Source organism: Tenacibaculum ascidiaceicola (genome assembly GCF_047470925.1).
GTDB classification, from domain to species: domain Bacteria; phylum Bacteroidota; class Bacteroidia; order Flavobacteriales; family Flavobacteriaceae; genus Polaribacter; species Polaribacter discolor.
Map to the genome: position 1 here is coordinate 35371 of NZ_JAZKJP010000001.1, position 24952 is coordinate 60322.

The 24952-nt window shown below is 31.2% G+C and carries 28 protein-coding genes and 4 tRNA genes; 14 read left to right on the forward strand and 18 right to left on the reverse strand.

Annotated elements, in window-relative coordinates:
• Nucleotides 1-35: 35 nt before the first annotated feature.
• Nucleotides 36-611, reverse strand: a complete 576-nt coding sequence (locus tag VBY68_RS00160) for a Crp/Fnr family transcriptional regulator (RefSeq protein ID WP_121147035.1) — start codon at nucleotides 609-611, stop codon at nucleotides 36-38.
• 128 nt (nucleotides 612-739) lie between these two features.
• On the opposite strand from VBY68_RS00160, the gene rimO reads away from it, so the two are divergent.
• A complete protein-coding gene (gene rimO / locus VBY68_RS00165) occupies nucleotides 740-2092 on the forward strand; it encodes a 30S ribosomal protein S12 methylthiotransferase RimO (protein WP_415268486.1) in 1353 nt (450 codons plus the stop codon).
• A gap of 274 nt (nucleotides 2093-2366) precedes the next feature.
• Here rimO and VBY68_RS00170 read toward each other — a convergent pair whose 3' ends face one another.
• Nucleotides 2367-2723 (reverse strand): winged helix-turn-helix transcriptional regulator, encoded by a 357-nt coding sequence (locus VBY68_RS00170; protein WP_099213874.1) that lies wholly within the window; start codon nucleotides 2721-2723, stop codon nucleotides 2367-2369.
• Between the two features lie 111 nt (nucleotides 2724-2834).
• Between VBY68_RS00170 and VBY68_RS00175 the strand changes: the two genes are divergently transcribed.
• The 3 genes from VBY68_RS00175 (at nucleotide 2835) to ygiD (ending at nucleotide 4905) form a co-directional block, all read left to right on the forward strand.
• Nucleotides 2835-3347, forward strand: a complete 513-nt coding sequence (locus VBY68_RS00175; RefSeq protein ID WP_099213873.1) for an NAD(P)H-dependent oxidoreductase — start codon at nucleotides 2835-2837, stop codon at nucleotides 3345-3347.
• Nucleotides 3348-3363: 16 nt separating this feature from the next.
• Complete coding sequence (locus VBY68_RS00180; RefSeq protein WP_415268487.1) at nucleotides 3364-3939, forward strand: YceI family protein; 576 nt, start codon at nucleotides 3364-3366, stop codon at nucleotides 3937-3939.
• A 135-nt stretch (nucleotides 3940-4074) separates the two neighbouring features.
• Complete coding sequence (gene ygiD / locus VBY68_RS00185; protein ID WP_415268517.1) at nucleotides 4075-4905, forward strand: 4,5-DOPA-extradiol-dioxygenase; 831 nt, start codon at nucleotides 4075-4077, stop codon at nucleotides 4903-4905.
• A gap of 55 nt (nucleotides 4906-4960) precedes the next feature.
• Here ygiD and VBY68_RS00190 read toward each other — a convergent pair whose 3' ends face one another.
• The 6 genes from VBY68_RS00190 to VBY68_RS00215 all read right to left on the reverse strand — a co-directional run bounded on the left by VBY68_RS00190 (nucleotide 4961) and on the right by VBY68_RS00215 (nucleotide 10268).
• On the reverse strand, nucleotides 4961-7180 hold the full coding sequence (locus tag VBY68_RS00190) for a nitric-oxide reductase large subunit (RefSeq protein WP_415268488.1): 2220 nt from the start codon (nucleotides 7178-7180) through the stop codon (nucleotides 4961-4963).
• Nucleotides 7181-7182: 2 nt separating this feature from the next.
• Entirely contained in the window at nucleotides 7183-7905 is a 723-nt protein-coding gene (gene ric, locus VBY68_RS00195; protein ID WP_415268489.1) for an iron-sulfur cluster repair di-iron protein, read from the reverse strand.
• 65 nt (nucleotides 7906-7970) lie between these two features.
• Nucleotides 7971-8459 (reverse strand): RrF2 family transcriptional regulator, encoded by a 489-nt coding sequence (locus VBY68_RS00200; RefSeq protein ID WP_306460126.1) that lies wholly within the window; start codon nucleotides 8457-8459, stop codon nucleotides 7971-7973.
• A 68-nt stretch (nucleotides 8460-8527) separates the two neighbouring features.
• On the reverse strand, nucleotides 8528-8953 hold the full coding sequence (locus VBY68_RS00205) for a DUF2147 domain-containing protein (RefSeq protein WP_273694813.1): 426 nt from the start codon (nucleotides 8951-8953) through the stop codon (nucleotides 8528-8530).
• A 45-nt stretch (nucleotides 8954-8998) separates the two neighbouring features.
• Nucleotides 8999-9526 (reverse strand): KdsC family phosphatase, encoded by a 528-nt coding sequence (locus VBY68_RS00210; protein WP_121148703.1) that lies wholly within the window; start codon nucleotides 9524-9526, stop codon nucleotides 8999-9001.
• Complete coding sequence (locus tag VBY68_RS00215; protein ID WP_415268490.1) at nucleotides 9510-10268, reverse strand: Rossmann-like and DUF2520 domain-containing protein; 759 nt, start codon at nucleotides 10266-10268, stop codon at nucleotides 9510-9512. The genes VBY68_RS00210 and VBY68_RS00215 overlap by 17 nt, the downstream gene beginning before the upstream one ends.
• A gap of 152 nt (nucleotides 10269-10420) precedes the next feature.
• On the opposite strand from VBY68_RS00215, the gene VBY68_RS00220 reads away from it, so the two are divergent.
• From VBY68_RS00220 to VBY68_RS00235, 4 genes are all read left to right on the forward strand, one after another.
• On the forward strand, nucleotides 10421-11830 hold the full coding sequence (locus VBY68_RS00220; protein WP_415268491.1) for an MATE family efflux transporter: 1410 nt from the start codon (nucleotides 10421-10423) through the stop codon (nucleotides 11828-11830).
• Between the two features lie 75 nt (nucleotides 11831-11905).
• Complete coding sequence (locus VBY68_RS00225) at nucleotides 11906-13063, forward strand: trans-sulfuration enzyme family protein (protein WP_415268492.1); 1158 nt, start codon at nucleotides 11906-11908, stop codon at nucleotides 13061-13063.
• Nucleotides 13064-13780, forward strand: a complete 717-nt coding sequence (gene bshB1 / locus VBY68_RS00230; protein WP_415268493.1) for a bacillithiol biosynthesis deacetylase BshB1 — start codon at nucleotides 13064-13066, stop codon at nucleotides 13778-13780. It begins immediately after the preceding gene.
• A gap of 55 nt (nucleotides 13781-13835) precedes the next feature.
• A tRNA-His gene (locus VBY68_RS00235) sits at nucleotides 13836-13911 on the forward strand.
• Between the two features lie 81 nt (nucleotides 13912-13992).
• On the opposite strand, the gene VBY68_RS00240 is transcribed toward VBY68_RS00235, so the two are convergent.
• Nucleotides 13993-14904, reverse strand: a complete 912-nt coding sequence (locus VBY68_RS00240) for a lysophospholipid acyltransferase family protein (protein ID WP_121148711.1) — start codon at nucleotides 14902-14904, stop codon at nucleotides 13993-13995.
• Nucleotides 14905-14993: 89 nt separating this feature from the next.
• Here VBY68_RS00240 and VBY68_RS00245 point away from each other — a divergent pair, with 89 nt between their 5' ends.
• Nucleotides 14994-15641 carry a rhomboid family intramembrane serine protease gene (locus VBY68_RS00245; protein WP_415268494.1) on the forward strand — a complete coding sequence of 216 codons (648 nt, stop codon included), beginning with the start codon at nucleotides 14994-14996 and terminating at the stop codon, nucleotides 15639-15641.
• 31 nt (nucleotides 15642-15672) lie between these two features.
• On the opposite strand, the gene VBY68_RS00250 is transcribed toward VBY68_RS00245, so the two are convergent.
• A tRNA-Gly gene (locus tag VBY68_RS00250) sits at nucleotides 15673-15745 on the reverse strand.
• Between the two features lie 41 nt (nucleotides 15746-15786).
• A tRNA-Gly gene (locus VBY68_RS00255) sits at nucleotides 15787-15859 on the reverse strand.
• Between the two features lie 513 nt (nucleotides 15860-16372).
• Between VBY68_RS00255 and VBY68_RS00260 the strand changes: the two genes are divergently transcribed.
• The gene (locus VBY68_RS00260; RefSeq protein WP_099213861.1) at nucleotides 16373-16567 is read left to right on the forward strand and encodes a cold-shock protein; all 195 of its coding nucleotides are present in this window, start codon (nucleotides 16373-16375) and stop codon (nucleotides 16565-16567) included.
• A 225-nt stretch (nucleotides 16568-16792) separates the two neighbouring features.
• Here VBY68_RS00260 and VBY68_RS00265 read toward each other — a convergent pair whose 3' ends face one another.
• The 3 genes from VBY68_RS00265 to VBY68_RS00275 all read right to left on the reverse strand — a co-directional run bounded on the left by VBY68_RS00265 (nucleotide 16793) and on the right by VBY68_RS00275 (nucleotide 18486).
• The gene (locus tag VBY68_RS00265; RefSeq protein ID WP_164723440.1) at nucleotides 16793-16930 is read right to left on the reverse strand and encodes a hypothetical protein; all 138 of its coding nucleotides are present in this window, start codon (nucleotides 16928-16930) and stop codon (nucleotides 16793-16795) included.
• 841 nt (nucleotides 16931-17771) lie between these two features.
• Nucleotides 17772-17927, reverse strand: coding sequence for a hypothetical protein (locus VBY68_RS00270; protein WP_164723439.1), 156 nt, complete (start codon nucleotides 17925-17927; stop codon nucleotides 17772-17774).
• 112 nt (nucleotides 17928-18039) lie between these two features.
• Complete coding sequence (locus tag VBY68_RS00275; protein WP_099213859.1) at nucleotides 18040-18486, reverse strand: GNAT family N-acetyltransferase; 447 nt, start codon at nucleotides 18484-18486, stop codon at nucleotides 18040-18042.
• A 29-nt stretch (nucleotides 18487-18515) separates the two neighbouring features.
• Between VBY68_RS00275 and VBY68_RS00280 the strand changes: the two genes are divergently transcribed.
• On the forward strand, nucleotides 18516-18950 hold the full coding sequence (locus VBY68_RS00280) for a GNAT family N-acetyltransferase (protein ID WP_415268495.1): 435 nt from the start codon (nucleotides 18516-18518) through the stop codon (nucleotides 18948-18950).
• 44 nt (nucleotides 18951-18994) lie between these two features.
• Nucleotides 18995-19873 carry an MBL fold metallo-hydrolase gene (locus VBY68_RS00285; protein ID WP_415268496.1) on the forward strand — a complete coding sequence of 293 codons (879 nt, stop codon included), beginning with the start codon at nucleotides 18995-18997 and terminating at the stop codon, nucleotides 19871-19873.
• A 34-nt stretch (nucleotides 19874-19907) separates the two neighbouring features.
• Here VBY68_RS00285 and VBY68_RS00290 read toward each other — a convergent pair.
• Nucleotides 19908-19981: transfer RNA gene (locus tag VBY68_RS00290), tRNA-Met, on the reverse strand.
• A gap of 104 nt (nucleotides 19982-20085) precedes the next feature.
• On the opposite strand from VBY68_RS00290, the gene VBY68_RS00295 reads away from it, so the two are divergent.
• Together VBY68_RS00295 and VBY68_RS00300 are read left to right on the forward strand one after the other, a co-directional pair.
• Complete coding sequence (locus VBY68_RS00295; RefSeq protein WP_099213856.1) at nucleotides 20086-20469, forward strand: START-like domain-containing protein; 384 nt, start codon at nucleotides 20086-20088, stop codon at nucleotides 20467-20469.
• Nucleotides 20470-20574: 105 nt separating this feature from the next.
• On the forward strand, nucleotides 20575-21405 hold the full coding sequence (locus VBY68_RS00300) for an aminotransferase class IV (RefSeq protein WP_121148723.1): 831 nt from the start codon (nucleotides 20575-20577) through the stop codon (nucleotides 21403-21405).
• A gap of 2 nt (nucleotides 21406-21407) precedes the next feature.
• On the opposite strand, the gene VBY68_RS00305 is transcribed toward VBY68_RS00300, so the two are convergent.
• The 3 genes from VBY68_RS00305 to VBY68_RS00315 form a co-directional block, all read right to left on the reverse strand.
• Nucleotides 21408-21965: a YqgE/AlgH family protein gene (locus VBY68_RS00305; RefSeq protein ID WP_099213854.1), complete on the reverse strand. Its 558-nt coding sequence runs from the start codon at nucleotides 21963-21965 to the stop codon at nucleotides 21408-21410.
• 95 nt (nucleotides 21966-22060) lie between these two features.
• Complete coding sequence (locus tag VBY68_RS00310) at nucleotides 22061-22810, reverse strand: LytR/AlgR family response regulator transcription factor (protein ID WP_415268497.1); 750 nt, start codon at nucleotides 22808-22810, stop codon at nucleotides 22061-22063.
• A gap of 3 nt (nucleotides 22811-22813) precedes the next feature.
• Nucleotides 22814-24880 carry a sensor histidine kinase gene (locus VBY68_RS00315; RefSeq protein ID WP_415268498.1) on the reverse strand — a complete coding sequence of 689 codons (2067 nt, stop codon included), beginning with the start codon at nucleotides 24878-24880 and terminating at the stop codon, nucleotides 22814-22816.
• Nucleotides 24881-24952 lie beyond the last annotated feature (72 nt).

Genomic DNA, 24952 nt, shown 5'->3' on the forward strand with positions numbered 1-24952 from the left:
AAAATGACAGCAATTTATTTCTATCTTGATAAATGTTAGGAAATAGTAACTTCTTTTCGAATTCTACTCAAAGATTCAGCAGCTATACCAAGAAAACTTGCGATTTGGTATTGAGGAGCTCTTAAAACAATTTTTTTATCATAGTTTTTAATAAAGTCTAAATACTTTTTCTTAGCCGATTTTGTTTGCATAGTTAGAGCTCTTTGTTGTGCACAAAGGTGATTTTGCTCAGCTAAAACTCTACCAAATTTCTCAAAATTGGAAGATTCTTTATATAATTGAGTTAAACTTTCAAAAGAAACTTTATAAACTACGCTGTCTTCAATAGCCTCTAGAAACTCAAGGGAAGGGGTTTGGTATATAAAACTATCAAAAACTGTTATAAAGTGTTTATCACAAGAAAAATAGGTTGTAAACTCTTTACCTTCTATATTTTTAAATGTTCTAAAAAAACCAGATTCAATAAAGTATAAATCCTTCGCTTTTTTCCCTTCTTTAATAACTAATGTTTTTGCTTTGTATTCTTTTCTTTCTAATCGATTATAAAATATTTGAAACTCATTCTCAGTAAGTCCAATTAAGTCATGTAGCAATCTTTTGAGTTCGTCCATTTTTTAATATAAAGTTCAATTAACAGCGAAGTTATCTAAAGTAAGGCTAAGAATCAAACTAATTTTTAAGGGTTTAAAGTTAAAGAAGTTCAATTAAAACGTATCTTTGCACACCGAATTTTTATAGTATGCGTACCAAAACAACAAAACAAAATAAAATTAACGTAGTTACTTTAGGCTGCTCTAAAAACGTTTACGATAGTGAAGTGTTAATGGGTCAGTTAAAAGCCAATGGTAAAGAAGTGGTTCATGAAGATGAAAATGATGATGGAAATATTGTAGTAATTAATACGTGTGGTTTTATTGGTAAAGCCAAAGAAGAAAGTGTAGAAACTATTTTACACTACGCACAGAAGAAAGAAGAAGGTGAAGTAGATAAAGTGTTTGTTACTGGTTGTTTAAGTGAACGTTACAAACCAGACTTAGAAGCTGAAATAACGAATGTAGACCAGTATTTTGGTACACACGATTTACCAAACTTATTAAAAGTTTTAGAAGCTGATTATAAGCATGAGCTAATTGGTGAGCGTTTAACTACAACTCCAGAGCACTATGCCTATTTAAAAATTGCAGAAGGTTGCGATCGTCCGTGTTCGTTTTGTGCTATTCCATTAATGAGAGGTAAACATGTTTCTACTCCTATAGGAGATCTGGTTACAGAAGCTACCAAGTTGGCAGAAAAAGGTATCAAGGAAATCATGTTAATAGCACAAGATTTAACCTATTATGGATTAGATATCTATAAAAAGCGTGCCTTAGCAGATTTACTAAAAGAGTTGGTAAAAGTTGATGGAATTGAATGGATTCGTTTACACTATGCCTTTCCAACAGGTTTTCCAATGGATGTATTAGAAGTGATGAAGAACGAACCAAAGGTTTGTAATTATTTAGATATTCCGTTACAGCATATCAACACAGAAATTTTAAAATCGATGAAACGTGGTACAACGCATGAAAAAACGACTTCATTGATTCATAAATTTCGAGAAGCAGTGCCAAATATGGCAATTCGTACAACATTGATTGTTGGATATCCAGGAGAAACAGAAGAGCAGTTCCAGGAATTGAAAGATTGGGTAGAAGAAATGCGTTTTGAGCGTTTAGGAGCTTTTGAATATTCACACGAAGAAAATACAGGAGCATATGTTTTAGAAGATGATGTTCCTGCTGATGTTAAGTTCAGACGAGTAAACGAAATTATGGAAGTACAGTCTCAAATTTCTTGGGAATTGAATCAAGAAAAAATAGGGAAAACCTTTAAATGTTTATTCGATAGAAAAGATGGAGAATACTATTACGGGCGTACCGAGTTCGATTCTCCAGACGTAGATAATGATGTGATTGTAGATGCTCGTGAACACTATATTAAACTAGGAGAGTTTATTGATATAGAAATTTTTGATGCAGGTGATTTTGATTTACATGGAAAACCATTAGTAAAACAAGAAAGACCAGTGCCTTTAAATCAAAAGAAGAAATAAAATCAAACCTGCTAAAAGCAGGTTTTTTTATGCATATTTGCTGTATGAAAAAAGCCTATTTTAATTGGAGTTCAGGAAAAAACTCTTCATTAGCATTGTATAAAATATTACAACAAACAACTAAATCATAGTATAGATATAGTTACACATTAACTTGTTTTTTAGTCTATCTAGAAATGATAGTCACTTTCATTGAAGGAATTATGTTTATTTCAGTTGAATTTGTTCGAAATGACGTTATGTAATGTTGAGAGATTAATAAAGAAGCGTCAACTTATTTTAAGGTTAGTTCTCTATGCTCAATTCCCCACTTAACCATAACATCTAGGGTAGTATGTAATCGCATTCCAGATTCTGTTAATTCATATTCAACAGTAACAGGATTAGTATCGTAAATGGTACGTTTAATTATTCCGTTAGCTTCCAAATCTTTTAATTCCTTAGATAGCATTCTCGGAGAAATTTTACCGATGTTTCGTTGTAGTTCTTTAAAGCGCATTTTTCCGTATAGCAAACTACCAATAATAGATAGTTTCCATTTTCCGCTTATTACATTTAAAGTATCTCTTAATGCTAATACATATTGAACAGAGCACCTTTTTAGCTCTTCCATTTGAACAACTGTTTCCATGTTTATTGGGTTGGTATACTTTTGTATACTGGTATACTAAAGTATAGTAGTTACTTTTATATAGCAAATATACATACTTTTGTGATATAAAAAACAAGTAAAAATAAAAGAATGAAACACTTAGTAATTGTAACACACCCAAATATTGAGGAATCAAACGTAAATAAGTCTTGGATAAATGAGCTGCAACAGCACGATGATAAAGTAACAATTCATCAATTATATAAAGAATATCCAGATTTAAATATTGATGTAGCAAAAGAGCAAGAGTTGTTATTGAATCATGATAGTATCGTTATTCAATTTCCGTTGCATTGGTTTAACACTCCCTTTTTATTAAAAAAATGGATGGATGAGGTACTAACATATGGTTGGGCTTTTGGTCCAGGAGGAGATAAGTTAAAAGGAAAGAAATTCCGTTTATCTGTATCAACAGGAGGTACCGAGGAAACCTATAATAGTTTTGTATCTTTAGAAGACTTATTAAAATCGGTAACCGTTTCGTTTCAGTTTTGCGGATCAGAAGTTTTGCCATCGCATGTGTTTTACGGAGCAAATGACAACCCAAAGCTTGAAGATATTAAAGTAAACTCAAAACAATACGCAGATTTAATCTTAAATTAATTAAAACCTATAAACAATGAAAAATTTTAAAAATCCTTTAGTGTTAGTATTAATAGCATTTGCAACACTATCGTTTACTACCATTACAAAAGAAATAAAGAAAGTAAATACTAAAGAGAGTAAAGTGGTATGGAAAGGTTATAAAGTAACTGGCTCTCATGAAGGAACAGTTAGTTTACAATCAGGAGCCTTACACTTTGATGAAGATAAATTAGTAGGAGGGGAGTTTGTAATAGATATGACTTCTATTGCGGTAACAGATTTATCAGGAGATTACCAAAAGAAATTAGAAGGACATTTAAAATCAGACGATTTTTTTGGTATAAATAATCACCCAACAGCAAAATTGGTTTTTACCAAGGTGAAAGCTAAAGGAAAGAATTCATACAAAGTAACAGCAGATTTGACTGTTAAGAATAAAACAAATCCTGTAACTTTTGAAATTTCTGTATACGGAGGAAAAGCAACAGCTTCATTAAAAATTGATAGAACAAAGTATAATGTAAAATATGGTTCTACTAGCTTTTTTGATGGTTTAAAAGATAAAGCAATTTACGACGAGTTTGATTTGGTAGTTGATTTGGTTTTTTAAAACCCAACTAAGATTGTATGCATACCTCAAACTTTGGTTTGGGGTATGTTTTTAATTATATAAGTAATCAATAATCCCTCTATGAAACGAACAACGTTTTTACAGTTATTAGGGTTAGCATCAGTAAATTTGAGTATGGGAACACTTAATGGTTTAAAAAAGTTATCAGATAGTTTGCCGGCTTCTCAAACAATGCCAGTATTGTTCTTGGGACATGGGAGTCCTATGAATGCTATTGAAGAAAACGAGTTTACTAGAGGCTTTAAAAATATTTCAAAAACACTACCCAAACCCAAGGCGATTATTTGTGTTTCGGCACACTGGTTTACTAAAGGAACAAAAGTAACTGCGATGGAAATGCCTAAAACAATTCACGATTTTGGAGGTTTCCCACAAGAATTATTTGAACAACAATATCCAGCTAGTGGAAGTCCTGAATTAGCTAAAGAAACAAAACAATTATTGCATCCTAATTTTGTAGAATTAGACGAGCATTGGGGATTAGATCATGGTGCTTGGACTGTATTAAAACATTTATATCCGAAGGCTGATGTGCCAGTAATTCAATTGAGTATTGATTATACCAAAGATGCCAATTATCATTTTGAATTGGCTAAACAACTAGCTTCATTAAGGCAAAAAGGTGTGTTAATTATTGGCAGCGGAAACATTGTTCATAATCTAAGATTAGTTGATTGGAAGAATTTTGATAAGGATGATTATGGATATGATTGGGCTATTGAAACAAGAGAAACAGTTAACAAATATTTGCTAGAAGGAAATTTTAAACCATTGATTAACTATACAAAACAGTCAAAAGCATTTCAGTTAGCAATTCCAACACCAGACCATTATTTACCTTTAATTTACAGTTTAGGATTACAGCAAAAAAATGAAGAGGTTCAGCTTTTTAATGACAAGTTATTGGCTGGTTCTTTAAGTATGACCTCACTGAAAATAGGGTAATAAAAAAAGTCTGTATAGATGAGGCCTACACAGACTTTTTATAAAGTAAAGAGGGTTAAGATTTTTGTTTTATAGCGTTAATCGTTGTCTTAACTACAAACCAACAGAAACACACAATACCAAGAGAGAATACAATATCTCCTATCATTCGCATCCATTTTAAGGTTTGCACTGTAGGGTTGTATAATAATTCAGGGTCCCTAGCAAAAGAATATCCTTTGGTAATTGAAGTATATGCCTGAATGATACCTACTGGAAGTAAGCTTAAGATGACCATTAAAACCAATCCGCCATTTAAAAACCAAAAGGCATTTTTTACCAGTTTTTCGTTCCAAGAAATATTTGAATACAAGCGTAAACAGATTAAAATAAAGCCCATACCTAACATTCCATACACTCCAAATAAAGCAGTATGAGCATGTACAGCTGTAGTGTTTAACCCTTGGATGTAGTATAGAGCAATAGGAGGGTTAATCAAAAATCCGAAGACACCAGCACCTACCATGTTCCAAAACGCAACTGCAATGAAGAAGAAAATTGGCCATTTATAACGTTGAATCCAAGCATTCTTTTTTAATAAATTCCAGTTTTCTCTAATTTCAAACCCCATTAAGGTTAATGGTACTACTTCTAAAGCACTAAATGTAGCTCCTAAAGCAATGGCTTGTACAGGTGTTCCTGAATAATATAGATGATGTAAGGTACCAATAATACCTCCTGCTAAGAAAATAGTAGCAGAAGCTATAGCTGTTTTGCCTGCTGTATGTGTTGAAATAATTTTCATTCGAGAGAAAATATAGGCAATAATTACTGTAGCAAATACCTCAAAGAATCCTTCTACCCATAGGTGTACGAGCCACCATCTCCAATAATTAATTACAGGTAATGAACTGTTTTCTCCATACATTAATCCAGAGAAAAAGAACATACCGATAGCAACTACAGCTATTAATAGGATAGAAAGCAAGTGTTTTGAGTCGTCTTTTTTACGGATACCATACAGCACATGTCTACCAACCATAACTACCCATAATATTAAACCGATACCTAAGAAAATTTGCCAGAATCTACCCAGATCCATGTATTCGTATCCTTGATGACCAAAGAAGAAATTAGTCGTTAAATCTAAAAATTGGTGTACACCTAACCATTCTCCTAGCATAGAGCCTAGTACAATTATTAATAGGGCAATAAATAAGAAATTGATACCAAAAACTTGATATTTCATTTCTTTACCACTAATAATTGGAGCTAAGAATAATCCTGTTGCTAACCAGGTAGCGGCAATCCAAAATACAGCAAGTTGTGTATGCCATGTTCTAGAGATTGAATACGGAAGGTATTCAGATAAGTTAAAACCAAAGAAAGCTTGTCCTTCTACTGTGTAATGTACAGTAACAATACCCAAAACAACTTGTAATACGATCAAGAGTGAAATGACTAAAAAGTATTTTAATACGGCTTTTTGAGATCTAAATAGTTTTAGGTCTAGTAAAGGGTCGTTGCTTGGGTTTGTTACTGCTTCTCCTTTTTCATGATTTCGGATGTAATAATAGGTTAGTACACCTATAAACAGTAGTAATAAAATTATTGAGAACCCAGACCAAATTTGAGAATCTGGAGTAATTGTATTGTTAATTAATGGTTCGTGAGGCCAGTTTGAAGTATAGGTATATTCCTGATCTGGTCTTTCTGTACTGGCTGCCCATGAAGTCCAGAATAAAAAGGCATTAAGCTTAGCTAGTTTTTCAGTATCGGTTAAAGCACCTTCAGGAATAGCATATTTTTCATGACCTTTTGAAAAGATATTCGCATAGTGTGCAGCGTTTGCTTCAATAGCTTCTTTTCGCTCTTTTGAAATTGTTATTGATTGGTCTTTTTCATTAAACGTATTAGTTCTAATGTTTTTTACCAAACGTGCTTTTAAAGCAGCTTTATTTTCTTCATCTAAAGCATTATAATTTTTGTTGAAGTCTTTTTTAGCCCAATAGTCTAATAAATAAACCGCTTCTTTATGAATCCAATCTGCTGTCCAGTCTGGAGCTACATAACTTCCGTGTCCCCAAATAGAACCCACTTCCATTCCTCCAATAGACTCCCATATATTTTGTCCATCTTGAATATCTTTTTTTGTATATATAGTTTCATTACTTCCGTTAACTTTTACTGTTTCAGGTATAGGGGGTTGGGTTTGGTAAATTTCTGTACCTACCCATATTAATGCAATAAATGATAATACCACTACTGCAATAAATCCAGTCCAAATTTTTCTCATTATTAATTATTTAATTGATTTTCTAATTTGATTGCTTTTTTAAATAGAATATTGTTTTCTAAATGAATGTGTTTGTGTAAGTCTTCTTCAAACTCTTGTAGCATAGCTAAAGCAACTTTGTAAGTGTTACAGGCATCTTCTGGTGGAGTATAATTGTTAGTTAGTTCTGCAATTGTTCTAAATCTATTTCCTTCATTGTCATGTTCGTCATGCATCATGTTTATAGGGTTTTCTACCGTGCCAAATGGAGGTGGAGTAAAGGCTATATTGCTGTTGCTAGCTGTAACTAACTTTTTTATAAAAGGAAATAAAATAAGTTCTTCTTTCTTCATGTGAGTTGTTAATTCACCAGCGCTTTCTTTAAATAGTTGTAAAACCTTGTGCAACTCAGGATGATTGTTACCATGTACCTTAGCTATTTTAGTTAAGTACTCTAAAATTTCAGGAATTTGTTTTTCTACATAGGTATGATGATTTTGGTAGACGTAGTCGCACAAGAAATCTAATGACCAGTTTTGATAATCGTTAGTAGATTTTGAACCTTTATCAATTCGGATGAGTTTATTGATTAATGTATCTGGAACAATATTTTTCTTTGTTGAAACTTCTTGAATAGTCCTGTTACCATTGCAACAAAAATCGATGCCATATAGTTTGAAAATTGTAGCTGTTTTATAGTTGTTTGCAACTATATCTGCCACTGTTGTGTTGTTATTTATTTCCATTTTGTTTCAGTTTATATTTATAAATTATAAAAAGACCTTTTTGTCTTTTATTGTTGTAAATTTTTTTATTCCCGTTTTAACCAGAAAGTGTTTTTCTTATCTTGGGTGTATAATACATCGTGAAGTGTGTTTTCTTCTAACATTTTTCTCAAATTATCTCTAATCTCTACAAACTTAAAGTGGAGAGGGCAGGGAGAGCTATCGTCGCATTGCTTTAAACCCAACCCGCAACCTGTATAAATACTATCTCCATCTAATACACGAACTACATCACTTAAACGGATTTTTTTAAGGTCGGCTTTGTTAATTACAAATCCACCATAAGGGCCTTTAATAGAGTCGATAATATTATTTTTCGTTAAAATTTGTAATATTTTTCCTGTAAAAGCTTCTGGAGAGTCAATAGCAGCAGCGATGGCTTTAACACCAACTTTGTTATCTAAGCTAGATTGTTCTGCAACAAAAATAGTTGCTCTTAAACCGTATTCACAAGATTTTGAAAACATATAAAAATAATATGCTACAAAGATATTAGTTTTCTTTAAAAAAGACACTAGAGTCTTTTATTTTTTTATAAAAAAAGCACCATTAAAAAATGATGCTTTTGAATCTTATTTTGTGTTTAGTTTTTTCGGTGCCAATAAGCTGTTCTACCAAAGGCAGCAAAACCTATATAACCTCTAATTTTTAACTTGTTGTTATTTTCAAGTTTAATATAACACTTGTATTCTTTTCCGTTTTTAGGATCTAAAATTTTTCCGCCACTCCATTCGTCACCATCTTTTTTTAATCCTGTTAAAATGTTCATTCCTAAAATAGGGTTGTTTTTACGCTTTCCGCTACATTTATCACAAACAGCTTCTTGACGGTTCTTGTCAGTAATTTCTACAATTTTAGCGTATGCCTTTCCGTCTTTTTTATATACTTCAATTACAGAATCAACCTTATTGGTTTCTTCATCTCGGTTTTCCCATTTTCCGAAAATAGTTTGTGCACTCATAGATAAGCTAACGGTTGTAAATAATAAAGCAAAAAGTATTTTTTTCATAATTTAAAAGTTTTAATAGTATATCGTTTTCAAAAAGTATTCCAATTAATCGTATTGTGCGTCAAAGTTGCTGTCCCACTTTCCTTGCACACGTAATACTTGTTCTATAATATCACGAGCACAACCGTTACCACCTGTTTTATCAGAAATGTATTTTGAAATTTGTTGTATTTCACGTGCTGCGTCGTTAGGGCAAGATGGCATACCTACAAGTTTCATTACAGGATAATCAGGAATATCATCTCCCATATACACTACATTTTCAGGATTCAATTTGTATTTTTCAACCAATTCATTAAACTGTTGAATTTTATTATGAGCTCCTAAATAAATATCGGTAATACCTAAACCTTCTAAACGTGTACGTACACCTTCGTTTTTTCCACCAGAGATAATACAAACCCTGTAACCAGCTTTTACAGCAGATTTTAAGGCATATCCATCTTTAATATTCATTTGACGTACCAATTGTCCGTCAGGAAAAACGGTTACAATTCCGTTAGTTAATACTCCGTCTACATCAAAAATAAAAGTGTCTATTTGAGGTAAGTATTCTTTATAACTCTTTTCCATTTTGTTGGATTGATTTTGTAATAAGTTTATAAATTTCTTGTTGTTCGGCATTTAACAATGCTAAATGATCTTGAATAGTTTTTTGATCGTTTCTTTTAGCAGGGCCTGTTTGTGCTGCATCAGGACTCAACTCGGTTATTTTTTGAGCTGTTTCTTGAATTAATGGTAGTAGTACTTCAAAAGGAACTTGGTGTTCATTACAAATATCAGCACCAATTTTATACATGTGGTTGGTAAAGTTGTTTACAAAAACGGCAGCCACGTGTAATCGTTTACGTTGTTCTGAGTTGATACGGTATATCTTTTTTCCAATAGTTTTAGCAAGCGTTTCTAACAACTGTAAATCTTCTTCATTTTCAGCTTCTAAACAAAATGGAATTTTATTGAAGTCAACCTTTTTGTCTTTAGAAAAGCTTTGTAATAAGTAAAAAATACCTTTACGTCCAGTGTTTTTTAACGACTGCATAGCTACACTACCAGAAGTGTGCACTACCAAACCATTTTTTTGTTCAATTTTACGAGAAACATCACCAATGGCATCATCAGAAACAGCAATGATATATACATCAGCTTTTGTTAAAAGCTCTATGCTATTTGTAATAGAAGTAACTTCTTTTAAATGCTCTACTTGCTCTATATTTCGAGCATATACTTGCACCAACGATACTTCGTCTGTTTTACTAAAAGCATTGGCTAAATGTGTAGCTACATTACCGCCTCCTATAATGGCAACTTTAATCATAGCACGAAGATATTGAAATTAATTAAAAATATTTTCGCATATTTGTTCCATTATGATTGTATAAGTCGCCTAAAATAGAAGTGTTGCCTGAGCAGCAAATAGTTATGTCTTACTCTTTTTAAGACAATTTTATGTATTTATAAAACTTTATAATGACTGATAACAATCAAATATCAAAACAAACCATATTCTCACTTTTTAAAGATGCTGTTTTAGGAAGACAGCAAGATTTTACGACAGGAAGTATTCGTAAAGCTATTTTTTTATTAGCAATTCCGATGATTTTAGAAATGCTAATGGAATCTATTTTTGCTCTGGTAGATATTATTTATGTATCGAGAGTAAGTGTAAACGCAGTAGCTACTGTAGGGTTAACTGAGTCAGTACTAACTTTAGTATATGCAGTAGCGATAGGGTTAAGTATGGCGGCAACTGCTTTAGTGGCCAGAAGAACAGGAGAAAAAGATTCTGAAGGAGCAAATCAAACAGCAGTACAAGTTATTTTTTTAGGAGTATTTATTTCAATTCTTATTAGTGTTGTTGGAATTTTATATCCAAAAGAAATACTAGCATTAATGGGAGGGGAGCCAGACTTAATAGCTGAAGGCTTTGGGTATACCCAAGTATTGTTAGGAGGAAACATTACTGTGATGCTACTCTTTTTAATCAATGCAATTTTTAGAGGAGCAGGAAATGCTTCTATCGCAATGTGGACGTTGATTTTATCAAACGGATTAAATATTATTCTCGATCCTATTTTTATCTTCGGTTTAGGTCCTGTACCGGCATACGGAGTAGAAGGGGCAGCTATAGCAACGACAATTGGTAGAGGTACGGCAGTAGTCGCTCAATTAGCAGTTTTATTTTTTGGAGCAGGTAAAGTTAAGTTAGCTATTAAAGATTTAGTAGTGAGAGTTTCAGTAATGATAAACTTAATCAAGGTGTCATTAGGTGGAATAGGACAATTTATTATCGGAACTTCAAGCTGGGTATTTTTAATGCGAATTATGTCTGAATTTGGAAGTGAAGTACTTGCTGGATATACAATTGCTATTCGAATAATGATGTTTACTTTAATGCCTGCTTGGGGAATGAGTAATGCAGCAGCAACTTTGGTAGGGCAAAATTTAGGAGCACAACAACCAGAGAGGGCTGAGAAATCTGTTTGGATAACTAGTAAGTACTGTGCAATTTTTATGGGAGCAGTTTCATTGATTTATATAGTTTTTGCTCCAACCTTTTTAGGATGGTTTTCAGAGAATATTGAAGTTGTTGAAAATGGAGCTTTGTGTTTACAAATTATGGCGGCAGGATATATAGCTTATGCTTACGGAATGGTTGTTATTCAGTCTTTTAATGGTTCAGGAGATACTAAAACACCAACCTATATCAATTTTGTATGTTTTTGGCTATTTCAATTACCATTTGCATATGTAATGGCAATTACATTAGATTTTGGCCCTATTGGAGTCTTTTTAGCAATAACATTAGCAGAAATTTTAATAGCTGTTGTAGGTATTTGGTTGTTTAAAAAAGGAAAATGGAAATCAGTTAAGGTATAAGGTAGTTTTTGTAACTTAGCTACTAAAGTTCTGTAAAGAAATCTAAAGTCTAAGATTTTAAAACCTCTTATTACCATGAATACTAAACCTAAATTAGGCATTAATACTATTTGTACGCATGTTGGCGAAATAAAAGATGAACAGTTTAAAGGAGCTATTTCACCAATTTATATGTCAACTTCTTATCAATTTGATAATGTTGACGTAAAAAGATACCCACGTTATTTCAATACGCCTAATCAGGAAGCTTTGTCTAAAAAGATAGCGGCTTTAGAAAAAACAGAAGCAGGTTTGCTATTTGGTTCAGGTATGGCAGCGATTAGTACTTCATTATTAGCGTTTTTACAAAAAGGAGACCATGTGGTATTACAAGAAACGTTGTATGGAGGAACCTATAATTTTGTAGTAGAAGAGTTTGATAAATTCGGAATAGAATATTCGTTTACGAATAGTTTAGCTATTGAAGACTTTGAAAAAGAAATTCAGCATAATACGCGTGTGATTTTTATTGAAACTCCATCCAACCCTTTATTAAAAGTGGTAGATATACAGGCTGTTGCTAATTTGGCAAAGGAACATGGTATTGTAACAATGATAGATAATACATTTGCCTCTCCAATTAATCAAACTCCAGTTGATTTTGGAATTGATATTATGATACATTCTGCGACTAAATATATGGGAGGTCATTCAGATATTTTGGCAGGAGCAGTAGCTGCTTCAGAAGAATATATACAACGAATATGGAATTTAGCAAAGAACCTAGGAGGGAGTTTAAGTGATTTTACAGTGTGGTTGTTAGAACGTAGTTTAAAAACGATGAATTTACGCGTAAAGCGCCAAAGTAAAAATGCTCTAAAAATGGCAAAATATTTAGAGAAGCATGAACACATAGCTAAGGTGTACTACCCAGGGTTAAAATCGCATACAGATTATGAGTTAGCTAAATCTCAAATGAAGTATTTTGGAGGCATGTTGTCTTTTGAGTTACAAGAAGAAATTAATGCGATGGATTTTCAACGTAATTTAGCATTAATAAAACCGTCTATGAGTTTAGCAGGAGTTGAAAGTACTATGCTGAGTCCTACACAAACGTCACATGCATTACTTTCGCCTGAAGAAAGAGCAAAGCAAGGAATAAAAGATGGACTTATTCGTTTTTCGATAGGAATAGAAGAAACAAAAGATTTAATTAAAGATATAGAACAAGCAATACAAAAAACAATAGAATAAATGAAACTAGATATATTAGCTTTTGGAGCACATCCAGATGATGTAGAATTAGGATGTGCTGCTACCATAGCCAAAGAAATTTCACAAGGAAAAAGAGTAGGGATAGTTGATTTAACTCGTGGAGAACTAGGAACAAGAGGGTCAGCTGAATTGCGTGATGAAGAAGCTGCAATTGCAGGCGAAATTTTAGGAGTTTCAATACGTGAAAATTTAGGTTTTGCAGATGGCTTTTTTAAGAATGATAAAGAACATCAACTAGAAATTATAAAAATGATACGTAAGTATCAGCCAGAAATAGTACTGTGTAACGCTATAGACGATCGTCATATTGATCACCCAAAAGGAAGTCAGTTAGTGTCAGATGCTTGCTTTTTAAGCGGTTTACTTAAAATAGTAACTGAACTAGATGGAGCTCAGCAAGAAAAGTGGAGGCCAAAACAAGTATACCATTACATACAATGGAAAAACATTGAACCTGATTTTGTAGTAGATGTTACTGGCTTTATGGATAAAAAAATAAGCTCAGTAATGGCGTATTCATCACAGTTTTTTGATCCAAAAAGCAATGAACCAGAAACGCCTATAACCAGCAAAAATTTTACTGATAGTATAGAGTATAGAGCTAAAGACTTAGGAAGATTAATAGGAGTTGATTTTGCAGAAGGCTTTACATCAGGACGTTACGTGGCAGTAGAAAATTTAAGTAAATTAATTTAAAAAAAAGTTTTGCCAAAATACTAAAAGCTTGTATATTTGCACCCGCAAGTTACATGGTGATTGTAGCTCAGCTGGTTAGAGCGCCGGATTGTGGTTCCGGAGGTCGCCGGTTCGAACCCGGTCTTTCACCCGAAAAGCAAAAGCCTTTCTTTATAGAAAGGCTTTTTTTGTGAAATAAATTTGTGTAAATAAAGAATAAAAAAGCTTCTCAGTTATTTTTGAGAAGCTTTTCTGTTTTCTAGCCATTGTTCATATTTGTCTTTGTGCTTAAAACGTTTATGTGTCCATAAATAACACTCTGGTTGTTCTTTTATGTTTCTTTCGGTTATTTCTAAGTATTTATCGGTAATCTGATAGTTTTCAAAATTTTTAGGAGACTCGGTTATGATTTCAAATTCTGTTTCATAGTAACCTCTTTTAATTTTTTTAGCACAATAGTTAATAACGGTAAGGTTGTATTTTTTTGAAAGCATTTCTGCACCCGTGTGTATAGGAACTCTAACGCTTAAAAAATCAGTCCAGTAATGAGTTTTATGTACTTGAGGAGATTGGTCGCTCAATAATATGTAAAGGCCTTGTATGTTGTTTTGGTAATTTTTGTGAATACCTTTTACTGTTTCTGAAGTTTTAAATCCAGTAATACCAAATTTGGATCTAGAGTTTTTTACGGCTTTTTCAAAATATTTGTTAGCAAGTTTAGTATAAGCTCCAAAAACTTGAATATCTAGTACTAGGGGTAAGCTAAAAGACCATTCCCAATTTGCTTGATGAGCTCCAACTAAAGCGATGCTTTTTCCTTCTTTAGCAAGTTTGTTTATAATTTCAGGGTTTTTGTACTTGTAACGCCTGAGTATTTCTTTTTCACTAATTGTGAAAGATTTAACGCTTTCAAAGATTAAGTCAAAGAAATGTTTGTAGAATTTTTTTGTTATGTTTTTTATTTCTTTATCGTCTTTTTCTGGAAAAGCTGTTTTTAGGTTTTGAATCACTACTTTTTTACGATATCCTACTAAGTTGAAAATAACAAGACGAAAAAAATCAGAAATTATATACAATAATCTCATGGGTAAAATTGATAATATCCATATTAGCGGATAGACAATTATAAATATGAGTAGTTTCATTGAGTTTTAATTTTAGGCAAATATCGTATTAATTAATGAATGATTTACTTTATTAACTTTTGTTTATGTTTGTGGGTATATACAAAATTATGAGTCAAATTATTATTATACTAATTGTAGCTAATGTATTAGTATCTCTTAAAGGGTTTAGTGATGCTGCTTTTTTTGATCGCTATAAATTTCAGGTTCAAAAAATATTAGGAGGAGAGAAAGTAAGAATGTTAACTTCTGGTTTTTTACATGTTGATTGGTTACATCTAGGATTTAATATGTATGCTTTGTATTTATTTGGAAAAGTGGTTGACTTAAGCTTTGGAACATTAAACTTCGTATTAATTTATTTTGTGAGTTTGATAGCTGGAAGTATGTATTCGTTGTATCAACACAAAAGAGTACCTTATTATAGTGCGGTTGGAGCATCGGGAGCAGTGTCTGGTGTAATATTTTCTTCTATAATGTTGTATCCAGGTATGGAGTTAATTATGTTGCCGATACCAATTCCAATTCCGGGCTATGTGTTTGGTATTGGTTATTTGTTGTATTCTATTTATGGAATGAAAAATCAGGTAGGGAATATTGGTCATTCAGCACATTTAGGTGGTGCTATTGGAGGATATTTGATAACATTAGTGTTGAGACCAAGTGTTATAACAAATCATACGATAATGATTGTTATTATGGCATTAATTATTGCTGGGTTATTTTTCTTTGGAGATAAACTAAAATTCAATAAATAAAAAAAACCGAAACTAATGTTTCGGTTTTTTGAGCGAGAGACCAGGTTCGAACTGGCGACATTCAGCTTGGAAGGCTGACGCTCTACCAACTGAGCTACTCTCGCATTGGTAAAGTTTTCGCAATTACTTGCTATGTTTTAATTAGAGCGGGAGACCAGGTTCGAACTGGCGACATTCAGCTTGGAAGGCTGACGCTCTACCAACTGAGCTACTCCCGCAGTAAAGCGGTTGCAAATATAAGACTGTTTCTAATATCTGCAAAGACTTTTTTGAAAAAAATTAGAGAAAAATTTACTGTTTGTGTATAACTTTCAGAAAGTGAATACTATAGGTTTTAAAAAGATTTTAGAAAAAGTAAGAGTGTTTTATAAATATGAGTGTTAAGTTTAATTTTTACTGTAAAAACGTAGTGAAACTAGTTCTATTCTTGTTGTAGAGAGTCATGAATTATAGTTTTAGAAATTAAAAAGAAGCTAATTTCCAAATAATCAATTAAAAAAGACTATCTTTGCCATGTTCAAGTAGAACACCTTAATTATTTCAAGGTAGTATATAGTAATTAGTTTTTTTGAGTTTATTCTCTTCTTGCCTTTTTTATTTCATTATTCCTTTATTTTTTTTAAGTGTTTATAAGCATAAAAGCTTTTTATAACTGTGTAATAACATTATAAAAGCCTATATAAAGGTTCTTCTTTTACAAAACATATATAATAATTTAAAATTTAAGTAAGATGCAAGAAGGCACAGTAAAATTTTTTAATAACTCAAAAGGATTTGGGTTTATTACATCATCAGAATCAGGAGAAGATATTTTTGTACATAATTCAGGATTGATTGACGATGTTAGAGAGAATGACAAAGTACGTTACGATACCGAACAAGGTAGAAAAGGCTTAAACGCTTTTAATGTAGAAATTGTAGATTAAAGTTGTGGTTATTTTATAACCTAAACCTAACTATACAAAAGAGGCTATCTGAAAAGATAGCCTTTTTTTATGCTTAAATTTTAAGTGAATCGTTTTTCAAAACAAAAATGAATAACTAAAAACTGTTTCAAATAACTAAAAATAAAAGCAAGGAATTTATGAAGATATTACAATACAGTATTTTAAAATACTCTTATGAGTTAGAGTAATAAACAGAGTATCCGGTTAACTACTCTGTTTTAAACTGTAGAATAAATTAATATTAACAGTCATCATTATCCATAAGTTCACCACAGAGGTAGCAAAATCCATTAATTCTATTTGGTGCGCTACTACAAGGTAAGGGGCGACCATTCCCTCCATTAATAGATTTTTGTTTTGATTTGTTTAGAACTGATCCTAAATTTGAAATGTTTTTTAACATAATTTGAGTTTTTTAATTTCTCAAATCTAAAAAGTGAAAAATAACTCAATGAAAGAAAAACCGTAAAATGAATAAGGATAAACCTTACTTAATTAAAATTAACAAATAAGTTTAATATGTTTACAACATACATGGTTGCACATGTTTTCCGTATCTGTATAGCATAAAGATTCTATACATGGTTCAATAGGTGGGTCACCTGGGTCAACATCTAGATATGGACTACCACCTAAAATTATTTTTTGCTCAGATTTATTTAAGGTTGTGCCTAAGCTTAAAATATTCTTTAACATAATTTAAAATTTAAAGTTTCTCAAAAATAAAAAGTGAAAAATAACTCAATGAAAGAAAAACCGTAAAATAAATAAGGGTAAACCTTACTTAACTAAAATTAACGTATAAAAAACTGCAGAAATAATAATACCCACTAGCGTGGGCATTATTAAGGGGATGTTAAACTAATTAATTATCATTCTTAATTTATCACCCCGTTAAAAAAGTTTAGATATTAAAGATACAAAACCTATTCGTAATTAAAAAAAGAACCCACTCAAAAATATTGAGTGGGAAAATTGCTATGAAAAAGAACTTAAGACGTCTCTTAAGTACTGCAAAGGTACTTAGAATTTAATAAATAAAAGAGTAAAAAAAACGTAAAAAAAGTAAGGTTAAACCATAAAAACTTTTGAATTGTAATTTTTATCATTCTAATAAAAAGTACAGATTTTAAGGTTAAAGTATTAATGAAGATAAAAAAGCGGGAAAAACCCGCTTAGTGTTTTAAAATGGTTGAGGTTGGCATTGTGGCTCAGCACAACCAAACCAAATTCGAGAACAGGTATTGTCAGGTAATAAACATTGTGCTTTACCACCGTTAATAGATCGTTGTTCCTTTTTGTTTAAACTAGTTCCTAAGTTTGAGATGTTCTTTACCATAATAAAAGTTTTAAGTTTCTCAAAATTAGGGTATTTAAAATATAATACTAGAAAAAAAACCGTAACATAAGTAAGGTTTTATATTATTTATTTTAAACTTTCTTTAAGTCTCTTAGAAGAAAGATTTTTCATTCCTTATAATTTTAAGAAAATGAAAACCATAGATTTCAAAACCTTCATTGTAGTAAAACTTATGAGATTTTCTATTGGCAGTATAGGTGTTTAATTCAACAGCTTCACAACCTTTAGTCTTCGTATAGTCGTACACCCATTTAAAAAGTTGTTTACCTATATTGTTACCTCTGTATGTTTCATCAATAATAACATGATCAGGTTCTACACTTTTACCAATATAGTGTCTCATACTGTACCAAAGCCCACAAATACCTACAAGTTTATTATCATCAAAAACACCTATACATTCATAGTTTGGGTATTGAGCCATTTCTAAAACTCTAGTTTCTAAAATATCCTGAGGTGTGGTAGTATTGGCTTTACGTAAAAGAGGAAGGATTGTAAGAATATCTTCTTTATTAATTAGGTTAAAACTTATATTCATTCTGTATTTTTGGATTAAAGAAATTTAAGATGATAAAAATAAAAAATATATCAGCTCAAGAAACCTATAAAATTCGATTAGCTGTTTTACGTAATAATATTGATTTGCCTTATAAGTTTAAGGAAGATGAATTTGAAAACACTTTTCACTTAGGAGCTTTTTACAACAATAAATTGGTAGGTATAGCATCTTTTATGCGAAATAGAATTGATGTTGTTAAAGGAGAGCAATATCAATTAAGAGGAATGGCAACGTTACCTGAAGTTAGAGGGATGGGAGCAGGAAGATTATTAATAGAAGAAGCAAAAAGAGCTTTAAAAGCTAAAGATATTAATGTTTTATGGTGTAATGCAAGAAAAGAAGCAGTTGAGTTTTATGAAAGTTTAAATTTCGTAACAATAGGTGAGGAGTTCGAAGTACAAAAAGTAGGTCCTCATTTTAAAATGTATTATATTGTAAACTAGAGGTTTGTTTAGCGACCATTACTCAAAAATTAAAACACTTTAGTATGAAAACATTATTACAGTTAACTTTATGTTCGTTACTATCATTTAATATTTTTTCACAACAAAAAGAAGTAAAAATTATTCCTGAAAAATTAACAGAGAATATATATGTTTTGAAAGGGCAAGGAGGAAATATTGGAATTTTTGTGGGAGAAAAAGGTGTATTTATGATTGATGATCAATTTGCTCCTTTAAGCAAAAAAATATTAGCAGCTATTAAAACAATTACGGATAACCCAATAACTTATTTAATTAATACACACTGGCATGGTGACCATATAGGTGGAAATGCTAACTTTCAAAAAGAAGGAGCAGTGATTGTATCTCATGAAAATGTACGTAAACGGATGAGTATTGATCAAGTAGTTAGAGGTAAGAAAAGGTTAGCATCACCAAAAGAAGCATTACCAGTGATTACTTTTTCAGAAGATATACAGTTTTATATTAATGAAGAACCAATTTTGATTACCCATGTTCATAATGCACATACTGATGGAGATGCATTAGTGTATTTTGGAAATAGTAATGTATTGCATGTAGGAGATGCTTATTTTCAAGGAAAGTTTCCATACATAGATATAGACTCAGGAGGTACAATAGATGGATATATAGGAGGTATTGAAAAAATGATAATGATAGCAGATGATGATACTAAAATAATCCCAGGACATGGAAATGTATCATCAGAAAAAGAATTGAGAGCATATTTAAGTATGTTGAAAGACTTAAAAAGAGCTATTGCTTCAGAAATAAAAAAAGGAGCGAGTTTGGATGAGGTAAAAAGTAATTCTTCAATAACGGAGAAATATAAAAGTTATAATGGTTGGATTACAGAAGAAAAAATAAAAGAAGCAATTTATAAAAGTTTGAAAATGAAGTAAAAATAAAAACCCAAATCGAATGATTTGGGTTTTGTAGCGAGGAGCAGATTTGAACTGCCGACCTCAGGGTTATGAATCCTGCGCTCTAACCAACTGAGCTACCTCGCCTGATTGCGGGTGCAAATATAATTACTTTTTGGTTTTAGGCAACAAACATTTAAATTTTTTTTTAAAAAATAATTATCTATATTGGCGCTTAAACAAAAAAATAAATGAGCAAAGTTAAATTTGAGTTAGAGTTTCCTATTCATGCATCTCCAAGCATGTTATATCAATATTTTGCAACGCCAGCAGGTTTAGAAGAATGGTTTGCTGATAGAGTAAATTCACGAGGAAAGCTTATTACTTTTATGTGGGATGACTCTGAAGAAGAGGCTAAGATAATTACTAAAAAAGCAGATGAGCGTATTAAGTTTAAATGGACTGAAAGTGAAGGTGATGATAGTTATTTTGAATTCAGAATACAAGTAGACCCATTAACCAAAGACGTTGCTGTAATTGTTACAGATTTTGCTGATGATGAAGATGATGCAGAAGAAGCAAAAATGCTTTGGCAAAATCAAATAGAAGAATTAAAGCATACAATAGGAGCTTAACACACAAGGAGAAAAGAACTAAAAGATAAACTCGGCAATTTTGTCGAGTTTTTTTGTGGCTAATATTCACCTAAATTGTAAGTTTGCAATTAAAATTTTTAAGAAATGGTAAACTTTAATGGAACTTTAATTTCTGATAGCGAAGTACAAATTTCAACAAAGAATAGAGCTTTTAAGTATGGCGATGCTATTTTTGAAACAATTAAAGTATTAAATGGTAAAGTTGTTTTTGTAGAAGACCATTATTTTAGGTTAATGGCATCAATGCGAATGCTCCGTATGAAAATACCAATGAAGTTTACTCTTGAATTTTTGCAAGATGAAATTCTTAAAATAACCAAAGAATTACCTGAATCTTCTACTTATAGAGTACGATTAACTGTTTTTAGAAAAGACGGAGGTTTGTATGCACCTGTTACAAATGAAATAGATTATATTATTGAAGGAACTCCATTAGAAAGTATAGAAAAAGAGGTCTATAGAATGGATGTTTTTAAAGATTTTTATAATTATTCAGGTTTGCTTTCAACAATAAAAACAACCAACAGAATGCTGAATACTTTAGCAGCTGTTTTTGCTGAAGAAAACGATTTAGATAACTGCATTTTATTAAATGAACGCAAAGGAGTTGTTGAGGCTATTAATGGGAATATTTTTATAGTAAAAGGAAATACAATAAAAACCCCAGCTTTAACAGAAGGATGTATTAAGGGAATTATCAGAAAAAAGGTAATTGAAATTATAGAAAAACACCCAGAGTATACAGTAGAAGAAACAACTATTTCCCCTTTTGAAATCCAAAAAGCAGACGAAGTTTTTATAACGAATGCTATTATAGGAATTCAACCAGTTACTAATTATCGTAAAAAAGAATTTTCAACAGATATAACTAATAAAATAAAAAGTAGTCTAAAATTAGCAATAGTTACTAGCTAGAACTAATTCATTTGGATATCGCTAGGAGCGTTAGCCCAAATTTTATACTTACCACCTCGTTCCAATAACTTGTTTTTCCAAAAGCTTTGGTCATTGGTGGTTAAAATATTTTCGTAGTCATTCTCTGCTACAAACCAAGAGCTCATTAACAGTTCTTCTTCTAGTTGGTTTGTCCCCCAGCCAGAATAGCCTAAAAAGAAACGAATGTCGCTAGCTTTTAACTGCTTTTTGTTTAATAACTCTTTTAAAAGATCAAAATTTCCACCCCAGTAAATACCGTTTGCAACTTCAATACTGTTAGGAAGTAAATGTGGAACTTTATGGATAAAGTATAAATTATCCTGTTCTACGGGTCCGCCCTGATATACTGTAAAATCACAGTCTATCTCAGGAACTAAATCGCTGAGTACATGGTTTAAAGGTCTGTTTAAAATAAAACCTACCGAACTTTTTTCATTATGCTCAGTAAGTAAAACGATGGTTCTTTTAAAAGAGCTATCATTTAAAATTGCTGGTTCAGCAATTAACAACCTACCTTTTTCCGGTTTAAATGCAACCATAATTTTTTAGTTTATAAACACTAAGATAAATAAAATATTAATAAAACTTTAACAAAAGTGTTAAAAAACCAGAGGAAATAGGGAAAAAACTGTGGTTACATTTTTTCTAAAACGCTAATAACTTCATTTTTTTTACGAACTGAAACAGGAACAGTTGTTTTGTTTTTTAAAACTAAATATCCTCCATCAGATTTTATAAATTCTTTAATGAATTGAATATTAATAAGATGACTTTGGTGTACTCGTAAGAAATCATATTCCTTTAGCATGTCAGCAAAGTGTTTTAAAGTTTTTCCAACCAATATTTTTTGACCGTCATTCATAAAAAACTCTGTGTAATTATTATCAGACTGACAGCGAACAATATCATCTAAATTTACCACCATTATCTTGTCAGAAGTGTTTAATGATATCTTTTTGGGACGTTGATTTGGTTTTGTAATAGATTGTTGTAGTACTGTTAATTGCTCTTTATCGGGTTTAATTTGATCTTTAGCCTTATTAATAGCGTTTGCTAAATCTTCATTAGAATATGGTTTTAGCACATAATCAATAGCAGCAAATTTAAAAGCTTTAATAGCATACTCGTCGCTTGCTGTAATAAAAATAATTTTTGAAGATAGATTTGGGTGAATTTCTAAAACATCGAAACCTGTACCATCTCCTAACATAATATCTAAAAATAAAATATCTGGTTGTTGTTTTCGTAAAGCTTTTGATGCTTCAACCACACTTTTAGCAGTGCCAATGATTTCAATTTCAGGATGAAATTGAGTAAGATCGTTTTGTAGCATTTCCAATGCTGTAGGCATATCATCTACTAAAATTGCAGAAAGTTTTTTCATGTTTTAAAAATCAGTTTTTAAAGGAATTTTAAATAGTACTTTAGTTCCTATTACTTTGCCTTCTTCGCGTATTTCACTAATAGAAAAAGTACTTTTGTTTGATAAATTTTGAATTCGCTCTTGTGTAACTTTTAACGCTACTGATTTATGTGAGCTTGTTTTTTTGAGTTCTTTTGATTGATGAATTCCTATGCCATTGTCTACTACTTCACAATGTAAAAGGTTGTTCTTCACAGAAAAATTAATCATAATTTTTCCATTTTCAACAGAAGAAATTCCATGTTTTATACTGTTTTCAACAAAAGGCTGTATAAGCATTGGTGGAATTAAAATTTCTTCAGAATCTATAGTAAGATTTGTAGTTATAGAATATTCAAAAGTATTTGAGTTTATCTGTTGCTCTAATTCAATATAGTTTTTAAGCGTAGTAATTTCTTCAGCTAAACTAATTTCTTCTTGTCTAGAATTATGCAAAACACCACGTAAAAGTGTAGCAAACTTACTAATGGTAGCATTTAATTCAGCAGACTTCCCTGAGTTTCCTAAAGCTTTAATTCCATTTAAAACATTAAAAATAAAATGCGGATTCATTTGTAGCTGCAAAGCTTTTTGTTCTAAAGAAATCAAATGGTTCTCTAACTCTAGTTTTGCAACTTTTGCTTTGTTTTTGGTCTGAATTTTTCGAATATAAGACCAAATAATAAGTGCTAAAATTAAACAGACCAATCCAACAACAGACCAAATGAACCAACTTTTCTTATAGATAGGCGTATCGATAAAAAAATTAAACTCAATAGGGGTGCTTTCTGTTTTTCCTACTCTTGATTGAGCTGAAAAGGTATAGTTACCTGGCGATAAATAAGCCAAATCAATAGCGTTTTTAGTACTCCAAGGGCTTTTTTTGCCATTAAGAGTGTAGCGATATTCTAAATTATTTGAATTATTAATGTCAATCGTCTTATAATAAAAAGAAATATGGTTTTTATCAGCAGGTAATTGTAAAGTTTTGTTGTAGTTATTTATGTTGATACTATCTAATGGAGTAAAGACAACTTCAATACTTTCAAAAGAAATGGTTGGCTTTTTTTGTATGATTTTATCACTCTTAATAAAGTAAATCCCTTTATCTTTTGTAGAAATCCATGTGTTATTTTTATCGTCTTGAAAAACACTGGTAATTTTATTAGTTGTTAAGGTATTGTATTTATTAATGTTTTTAACAAAATTAAAATTAGCATCGAGTACTTCAATACCTTCACTTTCTGAAACAATCCAAAATTGATTATTAATTTTTTTTATCTCGGTTACATTTTGTGCGGAGATGGTCTGTGTTTCTATTTCGTTACCCTTAATGAATTTAATACCATTATTATAGGTGGTTGCAATGATTGTTTTTCCATTAATTAAAATAGAAGTGTAGTTGTTTACATCAATTCTTTTTAAAATTTCAGGATTGATAAGCTTGTCTAGTTTCCATAAAGATTTATTTGTGGCTATCCAGTAAAACTTTCCATCAAATAACATATCGTTTATCTGATTTAGGTCAATTTGAAAGTTGGTACGAAGAGGAGAGAGGTAATCTTCACGAACTCTAAAAATTCCTTTGTTAGTACCTAAAAAAGTATGGTTTTTAGCGGTTAAAATGCAGTTAACATTGTTACGTTCAAAATTAGTAAATCCACGATGGCTTTTTATACTTAAACCTTTATCAGTACCAATAAAAACAGTATTTCCTTTTGTAGCAATGGTATTAATGTTGTTTGATAGAAGCCCATTTTTAGTAGTAAAAGTCGTAAACTTATTTCCGTTGAACCGAATTAATCCGTTATTAGAAGCGAGCCATATATAGCCAGTTTCGTCTTGAGAACCATTATTTATATGTAGACTAGGTAATCCGTTATTTTTAGTATAAGTTTTTAAAGGTTGATTTTGAGCAGAAACATTTATGAATCCATAAAAAAAACAGCAGAGTAATAAAAAAACAAAGTTTTGTATTGAGTATTTTTTAATACTCAATACAAAACTGTTTCTCATAGCTGTTTTTGTAATATAGTGTTGCATTTTCATCATAACAAAAATACTTAAATTAAACGTCATTAAGAAGAGGAGGCGGTTGAAGTAGTTATTTTTATTAAGAGGTTC

Excerpts from the sequence above, each read along its gene's own strand:
- VBY68_RS00160 (WP_121147035.1), bottom strand. The coding sequence starts at position 611 with ATGGACGAACTCAAAAGATTGCTACATGACTTAATTGGACTTACTGAG.
- VBY68_RS00225 (WP_415268492.1), top strand. The coding sequence starts at position 11,906 with ATGAATACTAAACCTAAATTAGGCATTAATACTATTTGTACGCATGTT.
- VBY68_RS00305 (WP_099213854.1), bottom strand. The coding sequence starts at position 21,965 with ATGGTTGCATTTAAACCGGAAAAAGGTAGGTTGTTAATTGCTGAACCA.
- VBY68_RS00170 (WP_099213874.1), bottom strand. The coding sequence starts at position 2,723 with ATGGAAACAGTTGTTCAAATGGAAGAGCTAAAAAGGTGCTCTGTTCAA.
- VBY68_RS00215 (WP_415268490.1), bottom strand. The coding sequence starts at position 10,268 with ATGATTAAAGTTGCCATTATAGGAGGCGGTAATGTAGCTACACATTTA.
- VBY68_RS00295 (WP_099213856.1), top strand. The coding sequence starts at position 20,086 with ATGAGCAAAGTTAAATTTGAGTTAGAGTTTCCTATTCATGCATCTCCA.
- VBY68_RS00265 (WP_164723440.1), bottom strand. The coding sequence starts at position 16,930 with ATGGAGGGAATGGTCGCCCCTTACCTTGTAGTAGCGCACCAAATAGAA.
- VBY68_RS00315 (WP_415268498.1), bottom strand. The coding sequence starts at position 24,880 with ATGATGAAAATGCAACACTATATTACAAAAACAGCTATGAGAAACAGT.
- VBY68_RS00175 (WP_099213873.1), top strand. The coding sequence starts at position 2,835 with ATGAAACACTTAGTAATTGTAACACACCCAAATATTGAGGAATCAAAC.
- VBY68_RS00310 (WP_415268497.1), bottom strand. The coding sequence starts at position 22,810 with ATGAAAAAACTTTCTGCAATTTTAGTAGATGATATGCCTACAGCATTG.
- VBY68_RS00180 (WP_415268487.1), top strand. The coding sequence starts at position 3,364 with ATGAAAAATTTTAAAAATCCTTTAGTGTTAGTATTAATAGCATTTGCA.
- ygiD (WP_415268517.1), top strand. The coding sequence starts at position 4,075 with ATGGGAACACTTAATGGTTTAAAAAAGTTATCAGATAGTTTGCCGGCT.
- rimO (WP_415268486.1), top strand. The coding sequence starts at position 740 with ATGCGTACCAAAACAACAAAACAAAATAAAATTAACGTAGTTACTTTA.
- VBY68_RS00260 (WP_099213861.1), top strand. The coding sequence starts at position 16,373 with ATGCAAGAAGGCACAGTAAAATTTTTTAATAACTCAAAAGGATTTGGG.
- VBY68_RS00275 (WP_099213859.1), bottom strand. The coding sequence starts at position 18,486 with ATGAATATAAGTTTTAACCTAATTAATAAAGAAGATATTCTTACAATC.
- VBY68_RS00285 (WP_415268496.1), top strand. The coding sequence starts at position 18,995 with ATGAAAACATTATTACAGTTAACTTTATGTTCGTTACTATCATTTAAT.
- bshB1 (WP_415268493.1), top strand. The coding sequence starts at position 13,064 with ATGAAACTAGATATATTAGCTTTTGGAGCACATCCAGATGATGTAGAA.
- VBY68_RS00300 (WP_121148723.1), top strand. The coding sequence starts at position 20,575 with ATGGTAAACTTTAATGGAACTTTAATTTCTGATAGCGAAGTACAAATT.
- VBY68_RS00190 (WP_415268488.1), bottom strand. The coding sequence starts at position 7,180 with ATGAGAAAAATTTGGACTGGATTTATTGCAGTAGTGGTATTATCATTT.
- VBY68_RS00245 (WP_415268494.1), top strand. The coding sequence starts at position 14,994 with ATGAGTCAAATTATTATTATACTAATTGTAGCTAATGTATTAGTATCT.
- VBY68_RS00270 (WP_164723439.1), bottom strand. The coding sequence starts at position 17,927 with ATGGTAAAGAACATCTCAAACTTAGGAACTAGTTTAAACAAAAAGGAA.
- VBY68_RS00210 (WP_121148703.1), bottom strand. The coding sequence starts at position 9,526 with ATGGAAAAGAGTTATAAAGAATACTTACCTCAAATAGACACTTTTATT.
- VBY68_RS00280 (WP_415268495.1), top strand. The coding sequence starts at position 18,516 with ATGATAAAAATAAAAAATATATCAGCTCAAGAAACCTATAAAATTCGA.
- ric (WP_415268489.1), bottom strand. The coding sequence starts at position 7,905 with ATGGAAATAAATAACAACACAACAGTGGCAGATATAGTTGCAAACAAC.
- VBY68_RS00205 (WP_273694813.1), bottom strand. The coding sequence starts at position 8,953 with ATGAAAAAAATACTTTTTGCTTTATTATTTACAACCGTTAGCTTATCT.
- VBY68_RS00220 (WP_415268491.1), top strand. The coding sequence starts at position 10,421 with ATGACTGATAACAATCAAATATCAAAACAAACCATATTCTCACTTTTT.
- VBY68_RS00240 (WP_121148711.1), bottom strand. The coding sequence starts at position 14,904 with ATGAAACTACTCATATTTATAATTGTCTATCCGCTAATATGGATATTA.